This window comes from Aquimarina litoralis, from assembly GCF_039523995.1.
Taxonomy (GTDB): Bacteria; Bacteroidota; Bacteroidia; order Flavobacteriales; family Flavobacteriaceae; genus Aquimarina; species Aquimarina litoralis.
In genome coordinates this window covers 811,726-838,366 of sequence record NZ_BAAAGE010000001.1, presented here as the reverse complement: position 1 = coordinate 838,366, position 26,641 = coordinate 811,726, and the positions used below count along the sequence as shown (strand labels likewise).

At 33.5% G+C, this 26,641-nt stretch carries 19 protein-coding genes; 7 read left to right on the top strand and 12 right to left on the bottom strand.

Features of this window, described 5'->3' with window-relative positions; translation table 11 throughout:
- Positions 1 to 13: 13 nt before the first annotated feature.
- The 8 genes from sufB to ABD077_RS03240 form a co-directional block, all read right to left on the bottom strand.
- Positions 14 to 1,459 (bottom strand): Fe-S cluster assembly protein SufB, encoded by a 1,446-nt coding sequence (gene sufB / locus ABD077_RS03275; RefSeq protein ID WP_343910458.1) that lies wholly within the window; start codon positions 1,457 to 1,459, stop codon positions 14 to 16.
- 44 nt (positions 1,460 to 1,503) lie between these two features.
- The gene (locus tag ABD077_RS03270) at positions 1,504 to 1,833 is read right to left on the bottom strand and encodes a HesB/IscA family protein (protein ID WP_343910456.1); all 330 of its coding nucleotides are present in this window, start codon (positions 1,831 to 1,833) and stop codon (positions 1,504 to 1,506) included.
- 129 nt (positions 1,834 to 1,962) lie between these two features.
- On the bottom strand, positions 1,963 to 3,015 hold the full coding sequence (locus ABD077_RS03265) for a cytochrome-c peroxidase (protein WP_343910454.1): 1,053 nt from the start codon (positions 3,013 to 3,015) through the stop codon (positions 1,963 to 1,965).
- Between the two features lie 12 nt (positions 3,016 to 3,027).
- Positions 3,028 to 3,777: an MbnP family protein gene (locus ABD077_RS03260; protein WP_343910452.1), complete on the bottom strand. Its 750-nt coding sequence runs from the start codon at positions 3,775 to 3,777 to the stop codon at positions 3,028 to 3,030.
- Positions 3,778 to 3,798: 21 nt separating this feature from the next.
- Positions 3,799 to 5,166: a hypothetical protein gene (locus tag ABD077_RS03255; RefSeq protein ID WP_343910450.1), complete on the bottom strand. Its 1,368-nt coding sequence runs from the start codon at positions 5,164 to 5,166 to the stop codon at positions 3,799 to 3,801.
- Positions 5,167 to 5,182: 16 nt separating this feature from the next.
- Positions 5,183 to 7,669, bottom strand: a complete 2,487-nt coding sequence (locus tag ABD077_RS03250) for a choice-of-anchor B family protein (RefSeq protein ID WP_343910448.1) — start codon at positions 7,667 to 7,669, stop codon at positions 5,183 to 5,185.
- Between the two features lie 222 nt (positions 7,670 to 7,891).
- Positions 7,892 to 9,322, bottom strand: coding sequence for a choice-of-anchor B family protein (locus tag ABD077_RS03245; RefSeq protein ID WP_343910446.1), 1,431 nt, complete (start codon positions 9,320 to 9,322; stop codon positions 7,892 to 7,894).
- A gap of 33 nt (positions 9,323 to 9,355) precedes the next feature.
- Positions 9,356 to 10,582, bottom strand: coding sequence for a choice-of-anchor B family protein (locus tag ABD077_RS03240; protein WP_343910444.1), 1,227 nt, complete (start codon positions 10,580 to 10,582; stop codon positions 9,356 to 9,358).
- A gap of 174 nt (positions 10,583 to 10,756) precedes the next feature.
- Here ABD077_RS03240 and ABD077_RS03235 point away from each other — a divergent pair, with 174 nt between their 5' ends.
- Positions 10,757 to 11,278 (top strand): hypothetical protein, encoded by a 522-nt coding sequence (locus ABD077_RS03235; protein WP_343910442.1) that lies wholly within the window; start codon positions 10,757 to 10,759, stop codon positions 11,276 to 11,278.
- 81 nt (positions 11,279 to 11,359) lie between these two features.
- Entirely contained in the window at positions 11,360 to 12,406 is a 1,047-nt protein-coding gene (thiL, locus tag ABD077_RS03230; protein WP_343910440.1) for a thiamine-phosphate kinase, read from the top strand.
- A 1-nt stretch (position 12,407) separates the two neighbouring features.
- Here thiL and ABD077_RS03225 read toward each other — a convergent pair whose 3' ends face one another.
- A complete protein-coding gene (locus ABD077_RS03225) occupies positions 12,408 to 12,677 on the bottom strand; it encodes a hypothetical protein (protein ID WP_343910438.1) in 270 nt (89 codons plus the stop codon).
- A gap of 227 nt (positions 12,678 to 12,904) precedes the next feature.
- Positions 12,905 to 13,678: an alpha/beta fold hydrolase gene (locus ABD077_RS03220; RefSeq protein WP_343910436.1), complete on the bottom strand. Its 774-nt coding sequence runs from the start codon at positions 13,676 to 13,678 to the stop codon at positions 12,905 to 12,907.
- A 58-nt stretch (positions 13,679 to 13,736) separates the two neighbouring features.
- On the opposite strand from ABD077_RS03220, the gene brnQ reads away from it, so the two are divergent.
- Complete coding sequence (gene brnQ, locus ABD077_RS03215; RefSeq protein WP_343910434.1) at positions 13,737 to 15,017, top strand: branched-chain amino acid transport system II carrier protein; 1,281 nt, start codon at positions 13,737 to 13,739, stop codon at positions 15,015 to 15,017.
- A gap of 130 nt (positions 15,018 to 15,147) precedes the next feature.
- Positions 15,148 to 16,488, top strand: a complete 1,341-nt coding sequence (locus tag ABD077_RS03210) for a cytochrome-c peroxidase (protein WP_343910432.1) — start codon at positions 15,148 to 15,150, stop codon at positions 16,486 to 16,488.
- Here ABD077_RS03210 and ABD077_RS03205 read toward each other — a convergent pair.
- Together ABD077_RS03205 and ABD077_RS03200 are read right to left on the bottom strand one after the other, a co-directional pair.
- Positions 16,485 to 16,859 carry a VOC family protein gene (locus ABD077_RS03205; protein WP_343910430.1) on the bottom strand — a complete coding sequence of 125 codons (375 nt, stop codon included), beginning with the start codon at positions 16,857 to 16,859 and terminating at the stop codon, positions 16,485 to 16,487. The two genes, ABD077_RS03210 and ABD077_RS03205, sit on opposite strands and share 4 nt — an antisense overlap.
- Before the next feature lie 147 nt (positions 16,860 to 17,006).
- On the bottom strand, positions 17,007 to 18,299 hold the full coding sequence (locus ABD077_RS03200) for an aminopeptidase P family protein (protein WP_343910428.1): 1,293 nt from the start codon (positions 18,297 to 18,299) through the stop codon (positions 17,007 to 17,009).
- Positions 18,300 to 18,435: 136 nt separating this feature from the next.
- On the opposite strand from ABD077_RS03200, the gene ABD077_RS03195 reads away from it, so the two are divergent.
- The 3 genes from ABD077_RS03195 to ABD077_RS03185 all read left to right on the top strand — a co-directional run bounded on the left by ABD077_RS03195 (position 18,436) and on the right by ABD077_RS03185 (position 26,516).
- Positions 18,436 to 21,291, top strand: coding sequence for a VPS10 domain-containing protein (locus tag ABD077_RS03195; RefSeq protein WP_343910426.1), 2,856 nt, complete (start codon positions 18,436 to 18,438; stop codon positions 21,289 to 21,291).
- Between the two features lie 104 nt (positions 21,292 to 21,395).
- Positions 21,396 to 22,526 (top strand): helix-turn-helix domain-containing protein, encoded by a 1,131-nt coding sequence (locus ABD077_RS03190; RefSeq protein WP_343910424.1) that lies wholly within the window; start codon positions 21,396 to 21,398, stop codon positions 22,524 to 22,526.
- 81 nt (positions 22,527 to 22,607) lie between these two features.
- Positions 22,608 to 26,516: a hybrid sensor histidine kinase/response regulator transcription factor gene (locus ABD077_RS03185; protein WP_343910422.1), complete on the top strand. Its 3,909-nt coding sequence runs from the start codon at positions 22,608 to 22,610 to the stop codon at positions 26,514 to 26,516.
- Positions 26,517 to 26,641: the final 125 nt, after the last annotated feature.

Below are 26,641 nucleotides of genomic sequence, written 5' to 3'. Positions count from 1 at the left end.
GTTAGTTACACTTTTATCCAACAGAACCTTCTAGAGAAATTTCTAAAAGTTTTTGAGCTTCTACAGCAAATTCCATAGGTAATTTGTTCAAAACCTCTTTACTGAAACCATTTACGATTAAAGCAATTGCTTTTTCTGTATCGATTCCTCTTTGGTTACAGTAAAATATTTGATCTTCACCAATTTTACTTGTAGTCGCTTCATGTTCTATTTGAGCGGTTTTGTTTTTCGCTTCAATATAAGGAAACGTATGTGCTCCACATTCATTGCCCATTAATAAAGAATCACATTGAGAAAAATTCCTAGCATTTGTAGCTCTGCTATTAATTTGCACTAAACCACGATAACTGTTTTGGGATTTTCCGGCCGAAATACCTTTAGAAATAATAGTACTTTTCGTGTTTTTTCCTAAATGAATCATTTTCGTTCCTGTATCCGCTTGCTGAAAATTATTTGTCACAGCAATGGAATAAAATTCTCCAACAGAATTATCTCCTTTTAGAACACAAGAAGGATATTTCCATGTTACAGCAGATCCTGTTTCTACCTGAGTCCATGAAATTTTGGCATTTTTTTCACATATACCACGTTTGGTAACGAAATTATATACACCACCTTTTCCTTCAGAATTTCCTGGATACCAGTTTTGAACGGTAGAATATTTAATCTCAGCATCATCTAATGCTATTAGTTCTACTACTGCTGCGTGTAATTGATTTTCATCTCTTGATGGAGCTGTACAACCTTCAAGATAACTCACATAACTACCTTCATCAGCTACCACTAAAGTTCTTTCAAACTGACCAGTACCTGCCTGATTGATTCTAAAATAGGTAGACAATTCCATAGGACATCTAACTCCTTTTGGGATGTAGCAAAAAGATCCATCACTAAAAACAGCTGAGTTTAATGCCGCGTAGAAATTATCTTTTTGTGGCACAACAGTACCAATATGTTTTTTTACAAGTTCTGGATGTTCTTGTATAGCTTCAGAAATGGAACAAAATATAATTCCCTTTTCCGCGAGCGTTTCTTTAAACGTAGTAGCTACAGAAACAGAATCCATAACGATATCTACTGCTACTCCAGCTAATTTTTTTTGTTCGTCTAAAGAAATTCCAAGTTTTTTAAAAGTATCCAATAGTTCTGGATCTACTTCATCAAGACTATTATACTTTGGCTTTTTATTAGGAGCAGAGTAGTAGGAGATATCCTGAAAATTAGGCTTTTCGTAATTTACATTAGCCCATTCTGGTTCTTCCATTTGTTCCCAAACTCGAAAGGCTTCTAATCGCCATTCGGTCATCCACTCTGGTTCATTCTTTTTTTCTGAAATTGCACGAACAATATCCTCATTCAAACCAACAGGGAAGGTATCAGATTCTATATCTGTATAAAATCCGTACTCATATTCTTTGGTCTCTAGTTCTTTTTTTAAGTCGTCTTCAGTATATGCCATCTTACGAAATCCCAAGCAATGCTTATAGGATAAATTTTAAATGTTTAAAGGGAAAAACTTTCTCCACAACCGCAAGTTCTGTTAGCGTTTGGGTTATTAAAAACAAATCCGGTTCCATTGAGTCCTCCGGAATATTCTAATGTAGTACCGATGAGATATAAAAAGCTTTTTTTGTCGACAATTATTTTAACACCATTATCCTCAAAAACTTTATCTCCTTCTTCTTGATTTTTATCAAACTTCAAGTCATATGATAAGCCGGAACATCCGCCACTTTTAACGCCTACTCGAATATAATCGGAAGAAACATCGTACCCATCATCTGTCATCAACTCTACGACTTTCTTTTTAGCTTTATCTGATACCTTAATCATACTCTTATAAATAGATTAATTCTAAATTGATTGCAAATATACTACATATGTAGGTTTTATTTACATAACCTAACATTTATCTAACATATATTAGAATAGGCAATATCTATTATAATATAAAAAAGGAGATTAAAATTCGGAAAAGCGATTGTCATTTAGGAAATCATCATCTGTAAGAGTCTTTAAAAAGGCAATAATCTGTTCTTTTTCTTCTTGACCCATTGGAATTCCTTTAATCGTATTGTCTGAATTTTTGAAAGTAGGATCCAAGGTTTCAGAATCTACCATACCATCACTATAATGATCCAAAACATCTTGCAATGTTTTTAATCTTCCATCGTGCATGTACGGAAATGTAAGCTCTATATTTCTTAGTGTTGGTACTTTAAACTTGTAGATGTCAGACTCTAAACCTGTTACTCTTTTTCTTCCTATATCATTGTATTGTGCATCGATCGGAAGACCATTGTTTCTGTACGATTGATCAGTAAACAAAGTTCCAGCATGGCAAGAGGCACATTTAGATTTAAATAGTTCGAAACCAGCCGCCTCTTGTTCTGTAAAAACAGCACCTTCATTACGCTCGATTTTATCATACTTGGTATTTGCGGAAACCATCATAATCATAAATTGTGAGAGTGCCCGAAGGATGTTTTCAGAATTAATTTCTTTATTTTCAAAAGCTAGTTCAAATAGTTGAACGTATTCTGGCTCTTCTTCAATTTTTTTGATGATACTTGAAAAGGTTTCATTCATTTCCACCTCTGCAGTTATGGGTATTATCGGTTGTAGATCTAAATGCATGGCAGCTCCATCCCAAGTAAATTCTTTCATAAATGCAAGGTTGTGCAAAGGTTGTGCATTTCGTGTTCCCAATGCACCATCCACTCCATGACTTACGATATGGGTATGATGTGTGAACGCAAAATCTTGAATATGACAAAACCCGCAAGAAACAACACCATCTGAAGCCAGCCTGCCATCATAAAATAGTTTTTTACCAAGCTCAAATCCTTTTTCTGTAGGAGGATTAGAACTTAAATCATAATCAAGATCTGGAAAATTAGATGGAATTTCGAATTCTAGTTTTGGATTTTGATCAATAGGGATATATTCTCCTTTATCTGAACTACAAGAAGTAAAGAAGCATATAAAAATCCCTATTGATACAAAATATTTCATCTATCAGTTTATTTATTGAATTTCGAACATAGTTTGCACATTCGTGGCGATTTTTGGTGCGTTTTCTGGATCTACCTGAATATCACTTTTATCTTCTAATGAATGCGTATTCGTGCTATCAAATATTTTAGCAACATCAGCATTAATGTTAATTGTTGATGTATTTCCATTAACGTTAATAGGACTAATTAAGTCTAATGTTATTTCTTTATAATTATCTAGCGCTTCTCCATGGCTACCTATGTGTAAAATAAAATCACTCGCGGTTCCGCCTTGAGGAGTATATGAGCCTTCAAATTTAAGAAATTTATAACCTGCAGACCAAGACCATAACATTCCTTGTTCTTCTGCAGTAGGTATAAAATTAGCAACTCCATTTAATGGATAATTACTTTGATCTACTCCAAAACCAAATCTGATTTTGGTGTATACTCCAGCGTCAATACTACTAAGTTCGAATTGTTTAGAAGCAGGCACTTCTTCATTAATTAAAAAGTAACTATCGGCTACTGGATAGGTAAATTCATCACCATTTTCCTTTATGAAAACAATATTACTAATGATATACTTCAATTCCGCAATAGTATAGCTTTCGTTACTTTGATTACTATACGAAGTTGAGTTGAGTACAATGGGATTATTGTCGATAGTATTAGCAAACTCTAGATTTATAGTTCCAGCTTCTACTGTATCTGTTTCATTGTCATCTTTACAGGCAAATACAATAGTTAAAGCCAGTAGTGCAAATATGATTTTTTTCATGTGTGAGGTTTTAATTTTAGTTTATTTATATTTTATGATAACGGCATCTTTTGCCCCTTTATTTTCCGTAATATCACCATCATTACTAGCAGAACTTCCTGCCACAACAATTTTATTATCCGATGTTTGGATGACACCTGTGGCAAATTCTTCTTCAGTTCCTCCAAGAGAGTTTTTCCAGATGACGTTTCCGTTGTTATCAATTAACATAGTCCATACATCACTTTGTCCTTTGTTTTGGTCCACATCAATATCATTGCTACGCGAATTTCCAGTGATTACAAAGCCTCCGGATTGTATGGGATAAATTCCTCTTCCTGTATCGAATTGGGTTCCTCCTAAAGATTTTTCCCAAATAAGATTACCATTTCCATCAATCTGAATCATCCATAAATCAGCATTTCCATTGGCATTGGTTATGTTACCATCATTACTACGAGCGTCACCGACAATAACATATTTACCATTTCCGTCTGAAGCAATGGCATATGCCACATCAATTTCGGTACCGCCGAATGATTTTTCCCAGATTTTTGTTCCTTCAGAATTTACTTTAACTAACCAAAAGTCATAGCTTCCCTGACTGTTGGTAATATCAAAGTCCACACTTTCTGAAGAGCCAATCATTAGGTAGCCTCCATCTTCGGTCTGCACAGCATCATAGCTACGATCATTATCTGTTCCTCCAAAATAACGTCTCCATTCTGTATTTCCAGAGGCATCTAGTTTAATACCCCAAAATTCTCCAACGCCATGTTTTTCGAAAAAAGTCTTATTATCGTTTCCATCGCCATTACTAGCGGTAACGTCTAAAAATCCTGTGATAAAATAACCACCATCATTTGTTTGGACTACCGAAAATGCACGATCAATACCAGGAAACCCAAAAGATTTCTCCCATTGTAGGTTTCCTGAAGCATCTATTTTTACGATCCAATAGTCCTGCAACCCTGCATTTTCGGTTACGTCTCCATCGTTGCTTCTATTATATCCAACCAAAGCATATCCATTGTCTGCTGTTTGTATAATCTTTTCTCCTCGATCATCTCCAGTACCCCCATAGGTTTTACTCCAACTTATGACACCATCTTCAGTAAGTTTTAACACCCAAAAATCACTATCGGTTGCGGTTTTATCTGTAATATCTCCATCTGTACTTTGGGTATATCCAAAAACGGCATATCCTCCATCGGCAGATTGTACTATAGATAGCGCTTCGTCTTCCTGACTTCCTCCAAAGGTTTTAATCCAATCTACGGTTCCCTGAAAACCATCATCGGGGTTGATAGGAATTGTAGGATCAGTACCTCCATCATCACTGCTACACCCAACGGAAATTGAAGTGATAAAAACTAAAAGGATTTTATAAAAGAACTTAATATTTCGCATTTGTTATTGTTGATTTTTATCTTTTTACTAATCTTTTAATAACTTGGTTGGTATCATTAAAAAACTTTAAAAGGTACACTCCAGGATTCAAACCTGAAACATCTATTGTTTTGGTAACGGTTCCTTGACTCATCAATTGTCCTGAAACAGATATAATTTCGTAAGATGCAGTTTGATCCGTATTTAAAAATACTTCTAAAGTCTGTCCGGATACTGGATTTGGATACATTTTTAAAGCCAAAATATCTTCGTCTTCATCACCAAAAACAGGAATGATATTAGCAGTTACCACTTGCTCACTATTAGATCTTGTACAAGAGCCTTCATAAATTTTTACAAACGAAAAATCTGAAGTATTACCAGAACCACTATCGTTATCATTTATAAATACCAAACGATCCATGGTACCCGTATAAAAACTTCCTACAGGAATCACATAAGTTGTAAAACCGCTACCTGAATAATTATCGTAATTGGTAACACCGTAATTCTGAGTTCCGTGAACTTTAAAATATCTACTAGAGGTTAAACTGTTATCATTTTCGAAACCTACAGCATGAATTTCTCCTTGCGAAGAACTTCTAAATTCGAATTCAATAACAGTATTAGGAGTAACTGTATAATCATAAGGAATATATTTCCAAGTATTATTGGTTAAAGAAAGAGAAATACCACTGCTACTTACTTCAAAATCTCCAGCTGCATCTTGATTAGAGAATGAATTAATCTGGAAGTCTCTAAAATCTATGCTATCACAGGTTGGAGGAGGATTAGTACCATCAGAAATACTAATGGCATCAATCGCAATGTCACTCTGCCATCCTTGATTCCCACTTCCTGTTAATACACTAAAACGTAATTGTACACTGGCTTCACCAGCATACGCAGAAAGATCAACGTTTGCAGCATTCCAGTTATTTCCTTGATCTCCATTTCTACTAAAAATTGAAGACCAATTCCCTTGATTATCCACTCGCGCTTCTACTGATAAAGAATTAATTGCGCTACCTAACATGTGGTATTGGAAATCAAGAGCTGGGGATGAAAGGTTAGTGAAATTGAGACAAGGAGAATTTAGAATTGCACTTTTATTTGGATAACCTGTTCCATTCCCAGAAGCTTCCACATAAATATAAGTATTCCCATCCGCAGCAGTACTTGGACCAGTGCCATTAGACGGAGTTCCTCCAGAATCTCTTGTCCAATTAAGATCATCTCCAGAAGCATTTTCCCAAGCTCCAAAGCTAGACTCAAAGCTTTCTTCGAATGGGAAGTTAGTAACTACGGATGAACAATCATCTCCTCCACCATCTCCTGGTTCACTTTTTCTTACTAAGAAAAAACCTCCTTCTATATCGCTAATGACAATATTTCCACTAGCAAAATAGGGATATACATTCCAAACACCATTAAAAGAAGCGCTATTACTTGAAGGAAAAGTATCAAAAAATCCGACTTCACTAATATTGGTATTTCCAATATCCGAAATATCAATTACTCTAAATCCAGCTCTATAATTTGCTAAATAAAATTTGTCTCCTTTTACATATCCGTTATGATCTGTAGCCGCCGTGGGCCCATTGTAGATCATGTGCTGTTGAGGGTTATCCAAATCTTGAAAATCAAAAATAATGGTACGAGTATTAAAACCTACTCCTTGTTCATCTGTTTCATCTCCTAATAAGAAGTATCTCATATCATCGGTAAACCAACCTTGATGAACATAACCAATATTTGAATATCGAATGGTAGAAATAGTTACAGGGTTAGATTTGTTGGTAATATCTGCTATGACTACTTCAATTTCATTACTACCGATAAGAATTTCTCTACCAGTATAATCTGAGTCAGGACCGTTGTATGTAACTACCTGAGCATCGTGAGTATATGCTCTTTGTCCTCCGGATAAAAATCCACCAGCGTTTACTGGGTTTTTAGGGTCCTGAATGTTTATAAACAGCGGTCCGCCATTGTAGGGTCCTGATCCTCTTTGTGCTCCTACAACATAGGCATATCCAGAATCCTCATTGATAACAATGTTATGAGCGTTACCAAATTCTGTATATCTACTATCTGCTGAAAAAGTAACAGGTGGATTGGAAACATTACGTAATCTGGTAAGATCAAAAACCTGCATACCATGACCAGATGCTTCACTTACTATAAAAGCATGATCGCTATAAACTTTTACATCTCTCCATAAACTATTACCCGTTGCTGTGGGTAATTTTCCGAGATAAACAGGATTGGTTGGGTTAGAAACATCTATAAATGCCGTACCATTATTGAGGCCAATAATAGCATATTCTTTAGATGTTTGAGAATCTGTCCATCCCCAACTATCATTTCCTGAACTTGCGCTCATTTGAGAAAGTGAAATTCTAGACATAAGATCATAGTCGTTACAAGGGTAAGAACCAGCAAATCCATTGGTACATGGTGTTTGACTTTGGCAAATAGTGGTGAATACCACAAAGCCTAAGGCTAGGGTGAGTTTTTTCATGAGTTTGTGTAATTAGAAGTTAGTTATTCTAGTTTTTTAAAAACTAGCCATTTACACAAAATTAAACTAAAAAATCCCAAAATCGTTCCTAGCTTTCCGCACTATTTCGCTGGTTTAACCATCTTATAATCAGCATTTAATTCTATTATGCTGTTTTTTGTTTTTATGAATTATTAAACCTTTTGTGTTTTTTAAAATCAACAATTAGTTAAAATTTTTGAATCAATTTATGATTAGTTTTTTAGTAGTATCGTTAATTTTTACCAAGTACATCCCAGGTGAATAATCTAAAGGTAGCGTAACATTTTTACCACTGTTTAGATTATCAATTTGAGTTATTTTTTTACCTAAAACATTATAAATTTCTATCTTTTCCAGACTATTGGAACTACCACTTCGTATAGTAACACTAGAGTGAGCGGGATTTGGGTAAAGTGCAAAACCTGAATTTCTTTCAAAATTATCAACAACACTTAGCGTATTACTTTCTCTAACTAATAAGAATCCTCTTTCAATATCACTAATCACAATATTCCCACTATCAAAATAAGGATATACATTCCAAGCACCATTAAAAGAAGCACTATCACTAGAAGAGAAAGTATCGAAAAATCCAACCTCAGAAATATTCTTATTAGCAATATCCGCAATATCAACTACTCGAAGTCCTGATCTATAATTCGCTAAGAAAAATAGATTTCCTTTTACATACCCATTATGATCGATGGCAGGTGTTGGACCAAAATAATCCATATGAAAAGAAGGGTTATCTAAATCCGCAAAATCGAAGATCACTGTTCTAGTATTAAATCCTACGCTAGATTCATCAAATTCATCTCCTAAGAGAAAATAGCGTTGATCCTCAGTAAACCACCCTTGATGCGTATATCCCACATTAGAATAACTAATTGTAGAAATCGTGGTAGGATTACTTTTATCGGTAATATCAGCAATTACAATTTCTATTTCATTACTACCAATAAATATTTCTCTTCCAGTATAATCAGCATCTGGACCATTATAAGTAACTACTTGGGCATCATGGCTATATGCATCTCCTCCTGAAGAAATAAAACCTCCTGCTGCTACAGGATTTTTAGGGTCTCTAATATCTACAAAATGAGGACCTCCACTAAAGGTAGAAGTCCCAACAGCATATGCAAACCCAGAATCTTCATTGATTACTATATTATGAGCATTTCCAAAATCTGTATATCTTTGATCTGCAGTAAAGGTTTGTGGAGGATTTGCTACATTTCTTAGTCGGGTAAGATCAAAAACTTGCATTCCATGATTAGAAGCTTCACTAACAATAAAAGCATGATTTTCATATACTTTTACATCTCTCCAAGAACTATTTGTTGTAGCGGTTGGTAGTTTACCCAAATATATTGGACTTATAGGATCTGAGATATCAATAAAAGCAGTTCCGTTATTTAATCCAATAAGAGCATATTCATTTCCTGTGGTAGGATCTGTCCACCCCCAACTATCATTCCCTGAATTAGCGTTCATGGTAGCTAAAGAAATTTCAGACATAAGATCATAATTATTACAAGGAAATGATCCGGCTATTCCATTATCACAAGTAGTTTGTGAGTAAACCTGTAAGGATGAAAGTAGTAGTAGCGTTAAATAAAGTAGTTTTTTCATTGAGTTAGTTTTAAGAATTTGTTGAGTTAGTCTTTAGTTTTCACTTTCTTTAACAAGTATAAATCCAGAATTAATATCACTAATGACAATATTTCCACTCTCAAAGTATGGATACACATTCCAAGCTCCACTAAAACCGGTATTATCATTTGATGGAAAGGTGTCTATATAACCAATTTCTGTCATTGATTGTGATGCGATTGAAGAAATATCTATAATTCTTATACCTGCTGTATAGTTTGCTAAATAAAATTTATTTCCTTTTACATATCCATTATGATCAATAGCTGGAGTAGTGCCAGAATAATTCATATGGAATCTTGGGTTATCAAGGTCTTCAAAATCAAATACTACAGTTCTGGTATTAAAACCAACACTAGATTCATCCAATTCATCACCTAACAGGAAAAATCTTTGGTCTTCTGTAAACCAACCTTGGTGTGTATATCCTATGTTATCATAGTTAATAGTAGATATAGTCTGTGGATTATCTTTATCAGTAATATCTGCTATGACAATTTCGATTTGATTACTGCCGATTAGAATTTCTCTTCCCGTATAATCTGTATCAGGTCCGCTATATGTGACCACTTGCGCATCATGACTGTAGGCATCACCTCCTGTAGAAATAAAACCACCTGCTGCAACTGGATTTGTAGGGTCTTGAATATTTACAAAGTGTGGGCCTCCGCTAAAGGTAGAAGTTCCTACCGCATATGCAAATCCAGACGTTTCATTTATTACTATGTTGTGCGCATTTCCAAAACCAGTATAAGTCGTATTAGCAGTAAACGTTTGTGGAGGATTGGTTACATTTCTAAGGGTTGTTAAATCAAAAACCTGCATTCCATGACCAGAAGCTTCACTAACTATAAAAGCATGATTTTGATATACCTTTGCGTCACGCCAAGGACTGTTGTTAGTAGCTGTTGGTAATTTTCCCAGGTATATAGGATTTTCGGGATTAGATATATCAATAAAAGCAGTCCCATTATCCAGACACATAATGGCATATTCTTTTCCTGTAGTTGTATCTGTCCACCCCCAACTATCATTTCCTTCAGATGCATTCATTTCTGACAGCGAGATTGATGATACAAAATCAATACCACAGCTTTCATAAATACCTCCATCACTTTCGTTTGAACAGCCGATAGGATCAATAGGTGTTGTCGGGTTACTGTTATCATCATCATTACTACAATTCAGAAATAATAATAAGATCGTAGTGCTTATTAATAAATTGAAGACTTTTTTCATAAATAGTTTATTAAATAATGAGGATGCATATATATAACAGATAACTTCGAGAATACCCTAAAAAACCTATTAATAGATATATGCGATTTATTTTTTCTAAAAAATGTCTGGAAAAGGTAACAAAAATTAATCACTGTTGATATAAGGTCGTTAAACGATAAAAAAATCAAAAAAATGGACACAAGAATTTTGAGAAAGACATGGATTTTATCTTTGATAGTTTTAAATATAGCATGTTCTAAAGACGACGATATAGCTACAGTTACTCCAGAAGTTACTTTAGTGGAAAAAGAGGGAAAGTGGTTATGTGAATTTGGACAGACATGTGAGCATATTTATCAATTTGAATTAAAAAAAGACTCTAAAATATCTATTAGTGTAGAGGATGTTACTGGAAATTCAACAGTATCTTTAGATTTATCGGTAGATTTTGGACAATTTGGAGGTCCTAATTTATTAAATAATGGGGAGGTAAGTTATTATGGTTGTACAGATCAGAACGAAGAAATTTCGCTTACGAATATTACTATAAGCGAAACAGCCATTTATAATTTCTCGGTTGCGAGAGATTGGGGATTAAGTGCCGGACCTGAAGGAAGTTATAAAGTAACTATTATATCGGATACACCGTTTATTGATAAATCAGGAATTATTCAGAATACGGAAGCAATTAATTATGATCGGGAATGTCTGTAATTAGATTCTTAAATGTTGAAATCCCGATTTTTCGGGATTTTTTTATGTCATACAATTTCTTTGTTGCCTACCTTTGCAGGTATGATTGAAGATAAAAATACACCGAGAACTTCTCTTGCGGAATTAGGAGAGTTTGGATTGATAGACCATTTAAGTAAGCATTTCGAAATTATCCATGAATCTACAATTCGAGGAATTGGAGATGATGCTGCAGTACTTGATTTTAAAGATAAAAAATGTGTTTTAACTACAGACTTACTAATCGAAGGAGTACATTTTGATCTTTCTTATGTTCCTCTAAAGCATTTGGGATATAAAGCAGTAATGGTAAATTTATCTGATGTATATGCAATGAATGCTACTGCTACACAAATTACGGTTTCCATCGCTGTTTCTAATAGGTTTCCTTTGGAAGCATTAGAAGAATTGTATGCCGGAATCCAAACAGCTGCAAAGATATATAAGATAGATGTGGTAGGTGGAGATACCACTTCCTCTACAACGGGTTTAATGATAAGCGTTACTGCTGTGGGCTATGCGAATCAAGAAGATCTTGTATATAGAGATGGTGCTAAAGAAAATGATTTATTAGTAGTTTCTGGAGATTTAGGAGCTGCGTATTTAGGATTACAAATTTTAGAAAGAGAAAAACAAGTATATAAAGCCAACCCTAATTCTCAGCCGGATTTAGATCAGTATTCTTATTTAATCGAAAGGCAATTAAAACCTGAGGCAAGAAAAGATATTATAGAACTTTTAAAAGCCTTAGATGTACAACCAACAAGTATGATTGATATAAGTGATGGTTTATCTTCTGAAGTTATTCATTTGTGCACAAAATCAGAAGTTGGAGTACATTTATATGAAGAAAAAATACCTTTAGACCCTGTTGTTATTTCTACGTGTGAGGAATTTAAATTAAACAGCACAACTGTTGCTCTTAGTGGAGGTGAAGATTATGAATTACTGTTTACAATAAAGCAAGAAGATTTTCCAAAGATTAAAGCAAACCCTAATCTTACAGTTATAGGTCATATAGCGGATAAAAAAAGTGGAATGGGTCTAATAACTAGAGCCAATGAAAAAATACAATTAACTGCACAAGGATGGAATCCTATTAAAGAATAGTTTAAGAGGCAGCTTGTAGGTTTATTTTATTTTTACTTTTAGCTATCTTTTTTTCATGAACAGAAGCTAAAGCATCATTGATCTCTTTTAATTTTGGTGTCATAACTTCCAATCTTCCTCTGCTATTGGTAGTAGCTTGTTCACCACAATGAGTACAAGTATATTCTTTTATGTGGTGTGTAACATGCTTAGACATTACATAATTATGACCGAATAAAGCGCAATACATTTTTGATACGGAGAATGACGAACGGGGGGTATGTTTCTTCATTTTTGTGGGGGTTAAAAGTTCATAATCAATACAATAATAACATTTTTTTAGTTATTAACAATAATTTGTAAGAAAATTTTTTGTAAAAATGCTTTTTTTTGATCAAAAAGTGTATTTTATAGCAACTTTACCCCATTAAAATGTATTTCATCGATAAAATTATGATTTTCACATGGTGTTTTTTGTAAGTTGTTAAATTGTTAAAAAAAGCGGAAATAATCTATTTTTTATGGCAAGAAATCGAGTAATGATTTGATGACATCCTGTTTGTTTTCTATATGTGACATATGCCCACCATTTAATACTATTAAATTTGTCTTACAGAGTTCAGATTCGTTTACGCTTTGTTGATAAGATAAAACAGGATCCTTTTTTCCACTAAAGATGATTTTATCACCTTCAAATTTATGTAATGTTTCGGTATGGTCTTTTCTAATTTTCATTCCTTCTAAGGCAGCTATTATTCCTTGAAGAGGAGTTCTAGAGGCTTCATTTTTTATTTTTTCGATTTCATTCTTATAGGTTTCACGATTTATTTCAGCAAAAAGATTTGCGATCGCCATACTGGTATAGGCGTTGGGATTTTTTTTAACAATAGAAATAGCTCTACTACGATTTATCTTTCGTTCTTCACTATCAGGAAATGAAGTAGAATTCAATAAAATTAGTCCTGATATTTTATCAGGAAACAAATCGAGATATGCTAAGGAAACATATCCACCCATAGAATGACCTATGAATACAGGGGGTGTGTTTATAGAAATATCCAATACAGCTTTAACGGCATGAGCCATATCTTCCATTCTATGTATATAACCAATGCAATCCGTATTTCCATGGCCTAATAAATCAATGGTAATGCAAGTATATTTTTTAGAAATATCTGCAATAATTTCATCCCACATTTTTAGATTTTCAAGAAAACCATGTAATAAAACCAAAGGAGTACCTTTCCCAGTAATGTTATAATTAATTTCAATTCCTTTATATGCTAATGTCATCTGGAAATTTTATATTTCAACTTTCATATTATTTGCAAAACAACATAAACCTAACCAAATGAGACTAAATAAAGAAACTTTTATTACTGGATTTGCTTTGTTCTCTATGTTTTTCGGAGCTGGTAATCTAATATTACCACCAAGTCTTGGTTTTAAGGCAGGAGATATGTGGTTTTTGGTAACGATAGGTTTTGTGATTTCTGCAGTGTTGTTACCATTGCTTGGTATTTTTGCTCATGCGAGGTTACAAGGAACAATGTTAGATTTTGCTAAAAAGGTTTCACCTACATTTAGTTTATTATATTGTTTTACAGTATATGCGATTTCCATTTCATTGCCATCACCAAGAACTGCGTCGGTTACACATGAAATGGCTATTCAACCTTTTTTTGGATCTAGCTCTCTGGTAACAAGTAGTGTTTACTTTAGTATTGTTTTATTTTTTGTACTTAATCGTTCTAAAATTCTTACTATACTAGGTAAGTTTTTGACTCCAATTATATTTATAGTAATTCTAAGTATCATATGTATTGGAATGTTTTCTGAACATGTACCTATGAATATTTCAGATTTTGAAACACCCATTATAAAGGGATTGTTAGAAGGGTATCAAACTTTTGATGCTATTGGGGCTGTTGTTGTCGGAGGAGTGGTTATTATCTCACTTAAATTGAAAGGAAAACAAAGTTTTGAAGAGAATAGAAGACTAATTAGAGATGCAGGATTGATTGCTGGTATTGGTTTGTTTATCGTTTATGCAGGATTAATATTTAATGGAGCACTTTTTAATGGAACTTTTGAAAAAGAAATAAGTAGAACTGAATTGTTATCAGGGTTGAGTTTACAAACTTTAGGTAATATTGGAAGTACTTTTTTAAGTGTTTTAGTGTCTTTAGCATGTTTTACAACAGCAGTAGGTATTGTAACAGGGACTGCAGATTTTATTAAAGGTGTTTTTAAAGAATCTCATCAAGCATATGTAATAACTGCAGTGGTTGGTTGTGTTCTTGGAGTGGTTATGGGACAGCTTGATGTACATGATATCATTGTAGTAGCTATTCCCGCATTAATGTTTATTTATCCAATAACTATTGTATTAATCTTATTAAATGTTTTACCAGACAAATTAGCTCCTGTTGCTGTTTTTAGATCTGTAGTTTTGGTAACCATATTATTTAGTTTGCCAGATTTTTTGGCTTCGATTGGCTTCAAAGATCAAGTTCAACCAATTCTAGAAATTATTCCACTTGGTATCTATAGTCTCGCATGGTTGTTACCAGCAATAACAACTTTTATCATTAGTACAATTTTTATCAAACTTCTGAATGCTAAACAGTAAGTATAGTTTTTTAAGCATTAAAAGATCTTTATGATTTGTTTTTTTATTAAATTCGCGCTCTTTAACATTTATTTAAGAATAGAGGTTAAAAAGAATTGGGGATTTATAACAACAGGGAAAACAAAAACTAATGAAAAAACTAACTTTTTTTTCAGCAATTATATTGCTGATATCGTCTTGTACTAAAGATGATTATATTCCGATTACGTCTAATTTAGATGCTGAATTATTAAACGCTTTGGATAATGCTTCTGATGGAGAAGGTGTGTCTTTTTTTATACTACCAGAGAGTGATGATTATGCTAATATTCCACAAGATCCTTTAAATCCAATTACTTCGGAAAAAGTGGCTTTAGGTAAACAACTACTTCATGAAACGGCTACTGGAGGAGTTCCTAAAATGGATGCTATGAAAGGAACTTATTCTTGTGCTTCCTGTCATCAAGCCGCAGCAGGTTTTGGAGCAGGTATCAGACAGGGAATAGGAGAATGTGGTATTGGTTTTGGAATAAGAGGTGAAGAGAGAATTGTGAATACTTCAGTTCCAGTTGATTCAATAGATGTACAACCAATTAAATCACCGACAATTTTAAACGTAGCCTATCAGGATGTGATGCTTTGGAATGGTCAGTTTGGTGGAACCGGAACAAATGCAGGGACAGAAGCTAGTTGGACTGAGATTGAGGAGAATTTCTTAGGTTTACAAGGAATAGAGGTTCAGGCAATTAAAGGTCAGAAAGTACATCGACTACAAATAGATGATGATTTTGTAAATACTTTTGGTTATAAGGAACTTTTTGATGCTGCATTCCCAGATGTAGCAGAAAATGAAAGATATACTAAACATAATGGAGCTTTGGCGATGGCAGCATACGAAAGAACTCTATTAGCAAATAGATCTCCTTGGCAGGATTGGTTAAAAGGAAATTCCAATGCTTTAGATGAGACGGAGAAAAAAGGTGCGATCGTGTTTTTTGGAAAAGGAAAATGCTATGAATGTCATACGGGTCCTGCACTAAATGACAAAGGTTTTCATGCGTATGGAATGGATGATTTTGCGAATACCAGCGATGCTTTATTATTGTTTAATGCCAATATGGATAAAGTAAAAAAAGGAAGAGGTGGTTTTACCAATAATCCAGATGATTATTATAAATTTAAAACACCAACATTATATAATTTAGTAGATAATGGTTTTTATGGACATGGAGGAACTTTTACATCTGTAAAAGAAGTAATAGAGTATAAAAACAACGGTGTTCCTCAAAAAGCGGAAGTACCTTTAGAAAATTTGGCATCTCAATTTGGAACAATTAATCTTACCGAGGAGGAAATAAATGATATGACAGCATTTATAACCAACAGTTTACGAGATCCGGAATTGAATAGATATGTTCCTGATGCTATTATCTCTGGAAGTTGTTTTCCAAATAATGATGATACATCTCGGGAAGATTTAGGATGTGATTAATTTAGTGTAGCAATCCACCAAGTATTACCGTAAGGATCTTTAAAGCCTGCAGCTCGAGCTCCATGATCTTCTTGCATAGGTTGCATCATCGAAGTAGCGCCTGCATCTATAGCATTAAAGTATGTTTGATCAGTATCCTTAACATAAACATACATAGATGTGTTTTGAGCAGGATAGGCTTTGGAAGCTTCAGTAATCATGATGGTAGCATCACCAATCATTACTTCGGAGTGTTCAATTTTATAAGAAGTATCAACTTTGCGCATCATTTCTTGTGCGTTAAATATTTTTCTTATAAAATCAATAAAATCATCCGCATTTTCAACAACTAGATATGGCATAGCTTGTTGATGACCTGCTGTAATTTTCATTCGTTGCATTGGTATTCTCTAAATATTTTATATCCAACGAATAAACAGACATAAATATTCTCTAAATTTTCAAAATAAGATCATAAAAAACCCTTGATGATTAAAAAGTCACCAAGGGTTTTACGTTCTATACGTGTATTTTGTTTATTATTTATTCATTAAGTCTTCGATTTCATCAGCTTCTATTGGAATATTAGCCATCAAATTAAAAGGTTCTCCTTTTTCCTGAATAACCACATCATCTTCTAATCGTATTCCAAAACCTTCATCAGGAATATAAATACCTGGCTCCACTGTAAATACCATATTTGCTTGCATCGGCTCTGTTAGAATTCCATAATCATGAGTATCCAAACCTATATGATGAGAGGTTCCATGCATAAAGTATTTCTTATATGCTGGCCAATCTGGATTTTCATTTTGAACGTCTACTTTGTCTATTAGTCCTAAGTCTAATAACTCTGAAGTCATAATTTTTCCTACTTCTACATGATAATCAGCCCAGATCGTTCCAGGCACAAGCATTTTGGTAGCTTCATTTTTTACTCGTAATACAGCATCATATACAGCTCTCTGACGATCTGTAAATTTACCAGAAACAGGAATAGTTCTACTTAAATCACTAGAGTAATTAGCATATTCAGCAGCTATATCCATTAATATAAGCTCCCCTTCCTTACATTGCTGATTATTCTCTATATAATGTAAAACATTAGCATTGTTTCCACTAGCAATAATAGGTGTATACGCAAAACCTTTAGATCTGTGATTAATAAATTCATGCAATAGTTCTGCCTCTATATTATATTCCCAAACACCAGGTTTTACAAAACTGAGTAATCTTCTAAACCCTTTTTCAGTGATATTACAGGCGGTTTGCATAAGGTCAATCTCAATAGGATCTTTCACAGAACGTAATCTTTGTAAAATTGGATTACTCTTTGCTACCGAATGAGCAGGATATTTTGCTTTCCACCATTTGGTAAAACGATCTTCTCTTGTCTCTGTTTCTACATTAGCTCTGTAATGTTCGTTGGTATTAACATAAACAGTATCGCATTGTGTCATAATTTCAAAAAAGATTTTCTCGAGATCCTGCAACCAATACACTGTTTTGATTCCAGAAGTTTCAAAAGCCTTTTCTTTCGTTAACTTTTCTCCTTCCCAAATAGCAATAAGTTCACTTGTTTCTTTGAGAAAAAGCATTTCACGGTGCTTTTCGTGTGGAGCATCTGGGAATAACACCAAAATACTTTCTTCTTGATCTACACCACTTAAATAAAAAATATCTCTGTGTTGCTCAAAAGGCATTGTGCTATCAGCACTAATAGGATATATGTCGTTACTATTAAAAACCGCAATACTGTCTGGTTTCATCTGTGCTGCAAAATTCTTTCTATTTTTAATGAAAAGATTTTTATCTATTTGGTGATATTTCATTTGATATAAAGTCTTTAATGTATATTATGTGATTTCAAAAATACTAAAGCCAAAAAGATGTATTGTTAAACAATATCTAAAAATTTTGACACTACTTTAGCATTCTATACTTTCAGCCAACTAAATTTCGATCATCATGAAAACACACATCTCAACTATCTTATTGCTGTTTTTTGCAAGTATTTCTTCATTCTCTCAACAAAATGCAACGAATGCGCAAGAGATACAGAAAGGATTGCTACAGAAAGCACAATTAGAAAAATCATCAATTGTAAAAAATGTTCCGTTCGAAAACATTGGTCCTTCGGTAATGAGTGGTCGTGTAGTAGATGTAGATGTAAACCCACAAAATACAGCTGAGTTTTATGTTGGTTACGCTTCGGGAGGATTATGGTATACTAAAAACAACGGAACAACATTCGAACCAATTTTAGATAATGCAGAAACCATTAATGTAGGTGATATTGCTGTAGATTGGAAAGAAGGAACGATCTGGGTAGGTACTGGAGAAAATAATTCATCAAGATCTTCTTATGCCGGAATTGGAATTCTTAAATCTGATGATAAAGGGCAGTCATGGAAAAATGTAGGCTTAATTGATTCACATCATATAGGAAGAATTATTATCAATCCAAATAATTCTGATGAGGTAGTTATTGGAGTTACAGGTCATTTATATTCTACAAATGATGAAAGAGGCATTTATAAAACAAATGATGGAGGTAATACTTGGAACAAAACATTGTTTGTAAATAATGAAACCGGAATTATTGATGTTGCTTACGCACCAGGTAATTTTAATATTATGTACGCTGCAGCTTGGGATAAGGATCGAAAAGCATGGAATTTTGAAGGAAACGGAACTGGCTCTGGAATTTACAAGAGTACAGATGCGGGGAACACTTGGAATAAAATTTCATTAGATGGAAGTGGTTTCCCAACAGGAAATGGAGTAGGAAGAATAGGTTTAGCTGTTTTTGATGAAAATACAGTTTATGCTGTACACGACAGTCAATTCAGAAGAGACAAAGGAAAAGAAACAAATAAAAGTACAGGGCTTACCAAAGATGATTTTAAAACGATGTCCGTTGATACTTTTTTAAATTTAGAGGATAAAAAACTAAATCGATATCTAAAAACAAACGGTTTCCAAGAAAAATATCGAGCAGAAAACGTGAAGCAAATGGTTCGTAGCGGTTCTGTAAAACCTATTGATCTTGCCAAGTATTTAGAAAATGCAAATGCTGCACTTTTTGATACGCCCGTAATCGGTGCTGAAGTTTATAGAAGTGATGATGGCGGTAAAAGCTGGGGGAAAACACACACAGAATATTTAGATGATATTTTTTACAGTTATGGATATTATTTTGCTCAGATACAGGTGAATCCAGTAAATAAAGATCATATCTATATTTCTGGAGTGCCTATTTTAAAATCAAAAGATGGAGGAGCTACCTTTAAAAGTATAAGTGCAGAGAACGTGCATGCAGATCATCATGCGCTTTGGATAAATCCAAAAAATCCAAATCATCTTATTAATGGAAATGACGGAGGTGTAAATATTAGCTATGATGATGGAGAAAATTGGATAAAAGCAAACCAGCCAAGTGTAGGACAGTTTTATGCAATAAATGTAGATCACGAAAAACCGTATAACGTTTATGGAGGATTACAGGATAATGGTGTTTGGGTTGGATCTGTAAGAGCAAAAGAAAATGTAGCCTGGCATCAAAGTGGTCATTATCCTTGGAAAAGTATTATGGGTGGAGATGGAATGCAAGTACAAATCGATAATCGAAATAGTGATATTGTATATACTGGATTCCAATTTGGAAACTATTTTAGATTAGATAGATCTACGGATGAGCAAATATACATCCAACCAAAACATGAGTTGGGAGAGTCTCCTTATAGATTTAATTGGCAAACACCAATTTTACTGTCTCCGCATAATCAAGATATCTTGTACTTTGGAGGAAATAAATTAATGAGATCCATGAATCAAGGAGATGAGTGGACGGCAATTTCTGGAGACCTTACTAATGGAGGCAAAAAAGGAAATGTAGCTTACGGAACATTAACATCTATTTCAGAATCTATATTTCAGTTCGGTTTAATATATACTGGAAGTGATGATGGATTAGTGTATGTAACCAAAAATTCTGGAGGCAATTGGACTAAAATTTCTAATAGTTTACCAAAAGATTTATGGGTATCGAGGGTTATCGCTTCTTCTCATAAAAAAGAACGTGTATATGTGACCTTTAATGGATATCGCTGGGATGATTTTAGTGCTTATGTATATATGAGTGATGATTATGGACAAACTTGGAAAAACATAGGAAAAGAATTACCAATCTCCTCGATTAATGTGATTAAAGAAGATCCAAAGAATGAGGATGTTTTGTATGTTGGTTCTGATAATGGAGCCTATGTTTCATTAGATAGGGGAAAGACATGGCAGGCTTTTTCTAAAGGAATTCCGAACGTAGCTGTTCATGATATTGTTATACAACCAGAAGCAAATGATCTGCTCTTAGGAACTCACGGAAGAAGTATTTACAAAACAAATATAGAGCCACTACAAAAGTTAAGTTCTAAGGTGCTTACATCAAGTTTGTATCTTTTTCCAATGAGTTCGATAAAAGCATCTCCAAGATGGGGTAGCTCTTGGAGTAAATGGTTAGAAGCATATGAACCTTCTACAATAGTAAAGTATTATACGAATAGTGCAGCGTCTGTTACAATAAAGATAAATACTCCTAATGGCAAAACACTAAGAGAGTTTTATTCAGATTCGGATAAAGGGCTTAATTATGCTGAGTATGATCTTACAATTTCGGAAAAAGGAAGAAAAGCTTTATTAAAAGAGTTCCCAGACGAGGAAGTTTCTAAAAAGAAAAATGGAAAATATTACCTTCCTGTAGGAAAGTATGAGGTAGTTATAAACAAAGGAGGGCAAGTGGAAAAGGTTCCTTTTGAAGTAAAATAACCTACAAATAAACTTGCATTTATTAGGTAGAGGATTTATATTCACAAGTGCATAGAAGGTAATTTATTTTTATTTCTTTGTATAAACGTTTATTAACCAACATAATGAACACGAACCTACTACATAATGCAACAATTATTTTTGTATGCTTAGCAGCCTTTGTTTTAGCATGTTGGTGGTTATATAGATATCAAAAAAACAACAAAACTAGCTCTTTTATAGATAGATTTTTAGGAGCTAATAATTCTATCGAAAAATCTGAGTCAAAGAGCACTGAGGAATCTGAAGCTGTTCAAAAAGCTATTCAGAATTTTAGGATGTCTGGATTAAACCACATTTTTTCTGAAGAAGAATTAGAGTTAATTCATTATGATAAGCCATCCCAAATAACAGGTATACTCAGTTATTTTTCTACCTCTTTATTTGATAAGAACAATCTAGATGATGTTCTCTGGGATATTTTGGAGAACTGTATTTCTCATCTGCATTTAGAAGATTGCGTGATATATATATTAGATAATTCGAGAAAAGTTCTGATCCAAAAAGCAGCTTACGGTAATAAAGATAAAGGAGGGCGAACGATATTAAGTCCGATTGAAATTTCGTTGGGTCAGGGAATCGTTGGACAAGTGGCACAATCGGGAGAGTATGAGTGTATTTATAATGTGAATTACGATGATCGGTATGTTGTTGATGATATTAGTCGTAATTCTGAACTAGCAGTTCCAATAAAAATCGATGATAAGGTGGTTGGAGTGCTAGATTCAGAACATTCGCAAGAAGGTTTTTTTAATGAACATCATATATTACTCTTTCAACTAATAGCTAAGTTAACGGCAAAAAAACTTGCCCAGATTGATATAAAAAACACATCAAACATTACTAATGATGATGTATATTTTAAAGAACTTCATTTTTTAATGAAGGAAGCTAAGATTTATAGAGACGCAAGTTTAGGGTTAGAAGGGATATCAAAAATGCTAAAGGTTAGCAGTAAGTATCTTTCTCAAATGATTACTAAATTGAATGGTTCTAGTTTTGTAGATTATGTAAACAAGTTTCGAGTAGAAGATGCGAAATCTAAACTCAAAAACCCAAAATTCTCCAATTATACTGTACTTGCAATTGGTTTAGATTCTGGATTTAACTCTAAGTCAACATTTTATTCTGCATTTAAAAAATATACAGGTATTTCTCCTAAAGAATACAGGGCAACAGTATTAGAAACTAAATGATTTTGTAAAAAAAGTTGTTCTTTTACACTAAAAGATTGATAATTATAGATCTGCGGTAATTTTTTCCACGTAAAAACCTTAATGAAGTACCTATATAAAATCATATTATTAAATGCTTGTTTTCTAATTTTTAGCATAGCTATTTCTGCGCAAGTAGAGGTAACCTATCATGTGAAACCTTATACTCATTTTAATGGCCTGTCTAATAATTGGGTTTCAGATATTTATCAGGATCAAGATGGTTTTATGTGGTTTGCTACTCAATATGGATTAAATCGTTTTGACGGCAAAAGATTTAAATTATTTACCTACGTTCCTGGAGATGCAAAAACGTTACGGGCTAATTGGGTTCGATGCATCACTCAGCTAAAAGGAGATGATAAGTTGTATCTAGGAACTCTCGGAGGAGGAGTAAATATTGTGAATTTATACGAGGAAAATTTTGATTCTCTTTTTAGCTCCAAGGATACATTAGATGATGATATTTCTATTGTAAACAATATAGTGAAGGATGCTAAAGAAAATCTATGGATCTCTTCTACCGCAGGGATATACCGTTATAATTTAAAAGATAGTACAGTAAGAAGATTTTATGATAAAAGTTCTTCTAATATTAGTATTGCGGAGGATGGATCAAAATATATACTTACACAAATATCCAAAGAAATATTTGTCGTAGATGGCGATACAGTTTTTAAACAAAACTTACCGAATAACAGATATAAAAATATCTCTGCTATTTCTAAAGATAGTTTCTTATTATATTCTAATAAAGAACTATTTATAGCGAGGCAATCCGATACGATTTGGAACCTTCAAAAATTAGGCTTCGAATCTGAATATAGAACCAGTGTGAGAGAACGTCCTTTTATTTTTAAAGATAAAAAAGGATATGTTTGGGTAAACGGGGGAGATAAAATCTATAAGTTTTCTCCAGATTTTAAGCATCAAGTGGTAATGCCTTTACAAGAATTGCTAAATATTAAATCTTCTAAAAAGATTAAGGCAAATTGTATATTCCAAGATAGAGAAGACAATTATTGGATTGGCACCAATTTAGGAGCATTTCAATTAATACCTCATAAGCCTTTTAGGCATCCTTTTTTAGGAACTTTAGGGCAGGTGAGGCAAGTTGTAGAATGTGGTAATAAAATATGGTTTGCACTAGGTGATGGTATTTATTCTTGGGATAAAGACCCTTCCAATCCTCCCAAAAAAGTTCAAAAAAGTACAGTAAATACTATAATTTGTGCTAGTGATGGATTTTTATATGCTTTAGGAAGAGACGACAAAGATCAAACGGCTTTATTAAAAATAAATCCGAACAACGAAAGCACCATACCAATTTATTTATCAGATTTAAAATTTCCTTTAAGTGTTAGTTGGAAAATTACTGAAGATAAGAATCAAAGGTTGTGGATAGGTCAATGGGATAATATCATTATTTATGATCTTAAAAGCCAAGAGTATTTTGGTATTCCTGTCTTCGAAAACAATACTGGAATAATTGAGTTGTATCCGGATAATCAAGATAATATTTGGTTAGGAAGTATAGGGAAAGGAATATTAAAATTTTCAGATGCAAGTAAGATTACAAAAGACAGTAAAGTCAAGTTTATACGATATGGACATGATATAAATGATCCAAAAAGTATAAGCTCTAATTTAATTCAATCTATTCATCAGGATCAAAAGGGATTCCTTTGGATAGGAACTGATGGAGGCCTTAATTGCTTAGATCCAAAAACCGGAGAGTTTAAAAGGTTTTTGCGAAGTGGTAAAATGCCTAATGATAAAATTTTAAACGTTACTAGTGATAAGAGTGGTGTGATATGGTTAAGTAGTATAAGTCATGGAATCATCTCTTATGATCCAGATAAAGATACATTTAAAACATATGACACTCAAGATGGATTGTATGATAACTCTATGCTTTTAGGTTTTGCATACGTGGATGAAGAAGGTTATGTATGGATGGGAAGTGAAGGAGGTATTCAATATTTCCATCCCGATCGGTTGACTTTTTCAACTGAAAAAAAACCAAACCTAGCCTGGTTATCGTACACGAAATTCAGATCTGATACAACTATAGTATCTAAGTTTCCCAAAAAACAAGGATTAGTTGATAATGAAATTAAAGTATATCCAGAAGATCAGAGTATTACATTTGATTTTCGGGCTTTAACCTTCGAAAGATCACAAAATGTTAGATATCAATTTTGGCTAGAAGGATTTCATCAGGATTGGCTTCCCGTTCAACTTGATGGAGTTGTTAGGCTATCTTATCTACCAAAAGGGAAGTATACTCTAAAGGTTAAGGCATTTGATATAGATGATGCTTGGGCAATAGGAGATAGTATTGTATTATCAGTAATACCACCATGGTATAAAACGAATCTTGCTTACTTGCTATACGGTTCTTTATTGTTATTGATCGTTTTTGCATTTTATAAAATACAATTGAGGAGAAAACTTGCCGAAAGAGAAAAAGAGTTTATAAAAGACTTATCTCAATCTAAAACTCGGTGGTTCAATCAGATTGCTCATGAATTTAGAACACCTCTTACAGTAATTTTAGGGGCAACTGATCAAATTAGAGATAAACTGACTAATTCTTCAGAAAAGAATACCAATGGACATCTCTCTCAGATTGAAAATCAAACCCATCATCTATCTAATCAAGTTCAAAAGATTTTAGAAATTGCTCAGATGCAGGACAATCAGTTGGAGATTCATGCGAGTGACGGAGATTTTATCGCTTTCCAAAAGTACCTTTTTAACTCATTTGCCTCATTAGCTGATCAGAAAAGTATTGAATTAAAATTTACAAGTTCAGATGAATCCGTTTTTGCATCTTTTGATGAAGATAAATGGAGAAAGATCAGTTCTAATCTAATTTCTAATGCTATCAAGTACAATCGCATTGACGGAACTGTTTCTTTTGACATAAATATTAATAAAATTAATAATACAGTCAAAATTGATATTAGTGATACTGGAGTTGGAATTGACAAACAGTTTCTTTCTAAAATGTTTGATCCTTTCTCTAAAGAAAACACCGAAAATCCTGAAGGTGTTGGGTTAGGACTTACGCTAACAAAGGAATTAATTCAATTGTTAAAAGGAACAATTACAGTTGATAGTAAAAAAGAAAGAGGAACTTCTTTTAGAATAACCGCACCTTTGGATTTAGTGCCCGAAAGCAATAAAACCGTAGAGCAAACAGATGATTTTGTTATCGATCCTGATAAACCTATGGTACTTATAGCCGAAGATCATAAAGAGGTACGATCGTATGTTCATTTTTGTTTATCTCCAGATTTTACAATTATCGAAGCAGAAAATGGACTTATTGCATGGGAGCTATGCAAAAAACATATTCCCGATCTCGTAATATCTGACGTAATGATGCCAGAATGGGATGGAATTAGATTAGGAACTGAAATCAGAAATGATCTAGCAACCAATCACATTCCTTTTATTTTACTAACTGCAAAATCAGGGCAGTCGAATCAGTTAGAAGGTCTGAAAATTGGAGCCGATGCATACTTAACAAAACCCTTTGATAGAAGCGAATTACTAATTAGAGTTGATAACCTGATCAAAACACGAAAAAAACTACAGGAAAAATACCAAAGAGGTGACACAACGATAACCTCAGAAAATGAAAAGATTGATCATTTTATGAAAGGTGTTGTGCAGATTATTGAAGAGGAGTTGGATAATGACGAATTTGGGGTGCCTCGATTAGCAGAAAGATTACACATCAGTAGAGTTCATTTATTTAGAAAAATTAAAAATTTGACTGGGTTACCACCAACTAAGTTTATAAGAAAAATTCGTTTGCAAAAAGCACATGAATTCGTATTAAGAAATGAGCTATCTATATCCGAGATTGCATACCAAACGGGTTTCAAAGATCCTGCATATTTTACACGAGTATATGTAGAAGAGTTTGGAAAACCACCTTCAGAATTTAGAAGCAAATAGTTAGAATCCCTTTATTTACTGTGTTTTTGGGCTATATGTAACCAGAGTACAAGTTTATGTAACCATAGTACAATACAATTTTTTAATCTCGTTTTACCTTAGTTGTTATAATTAAAGCGACAAAA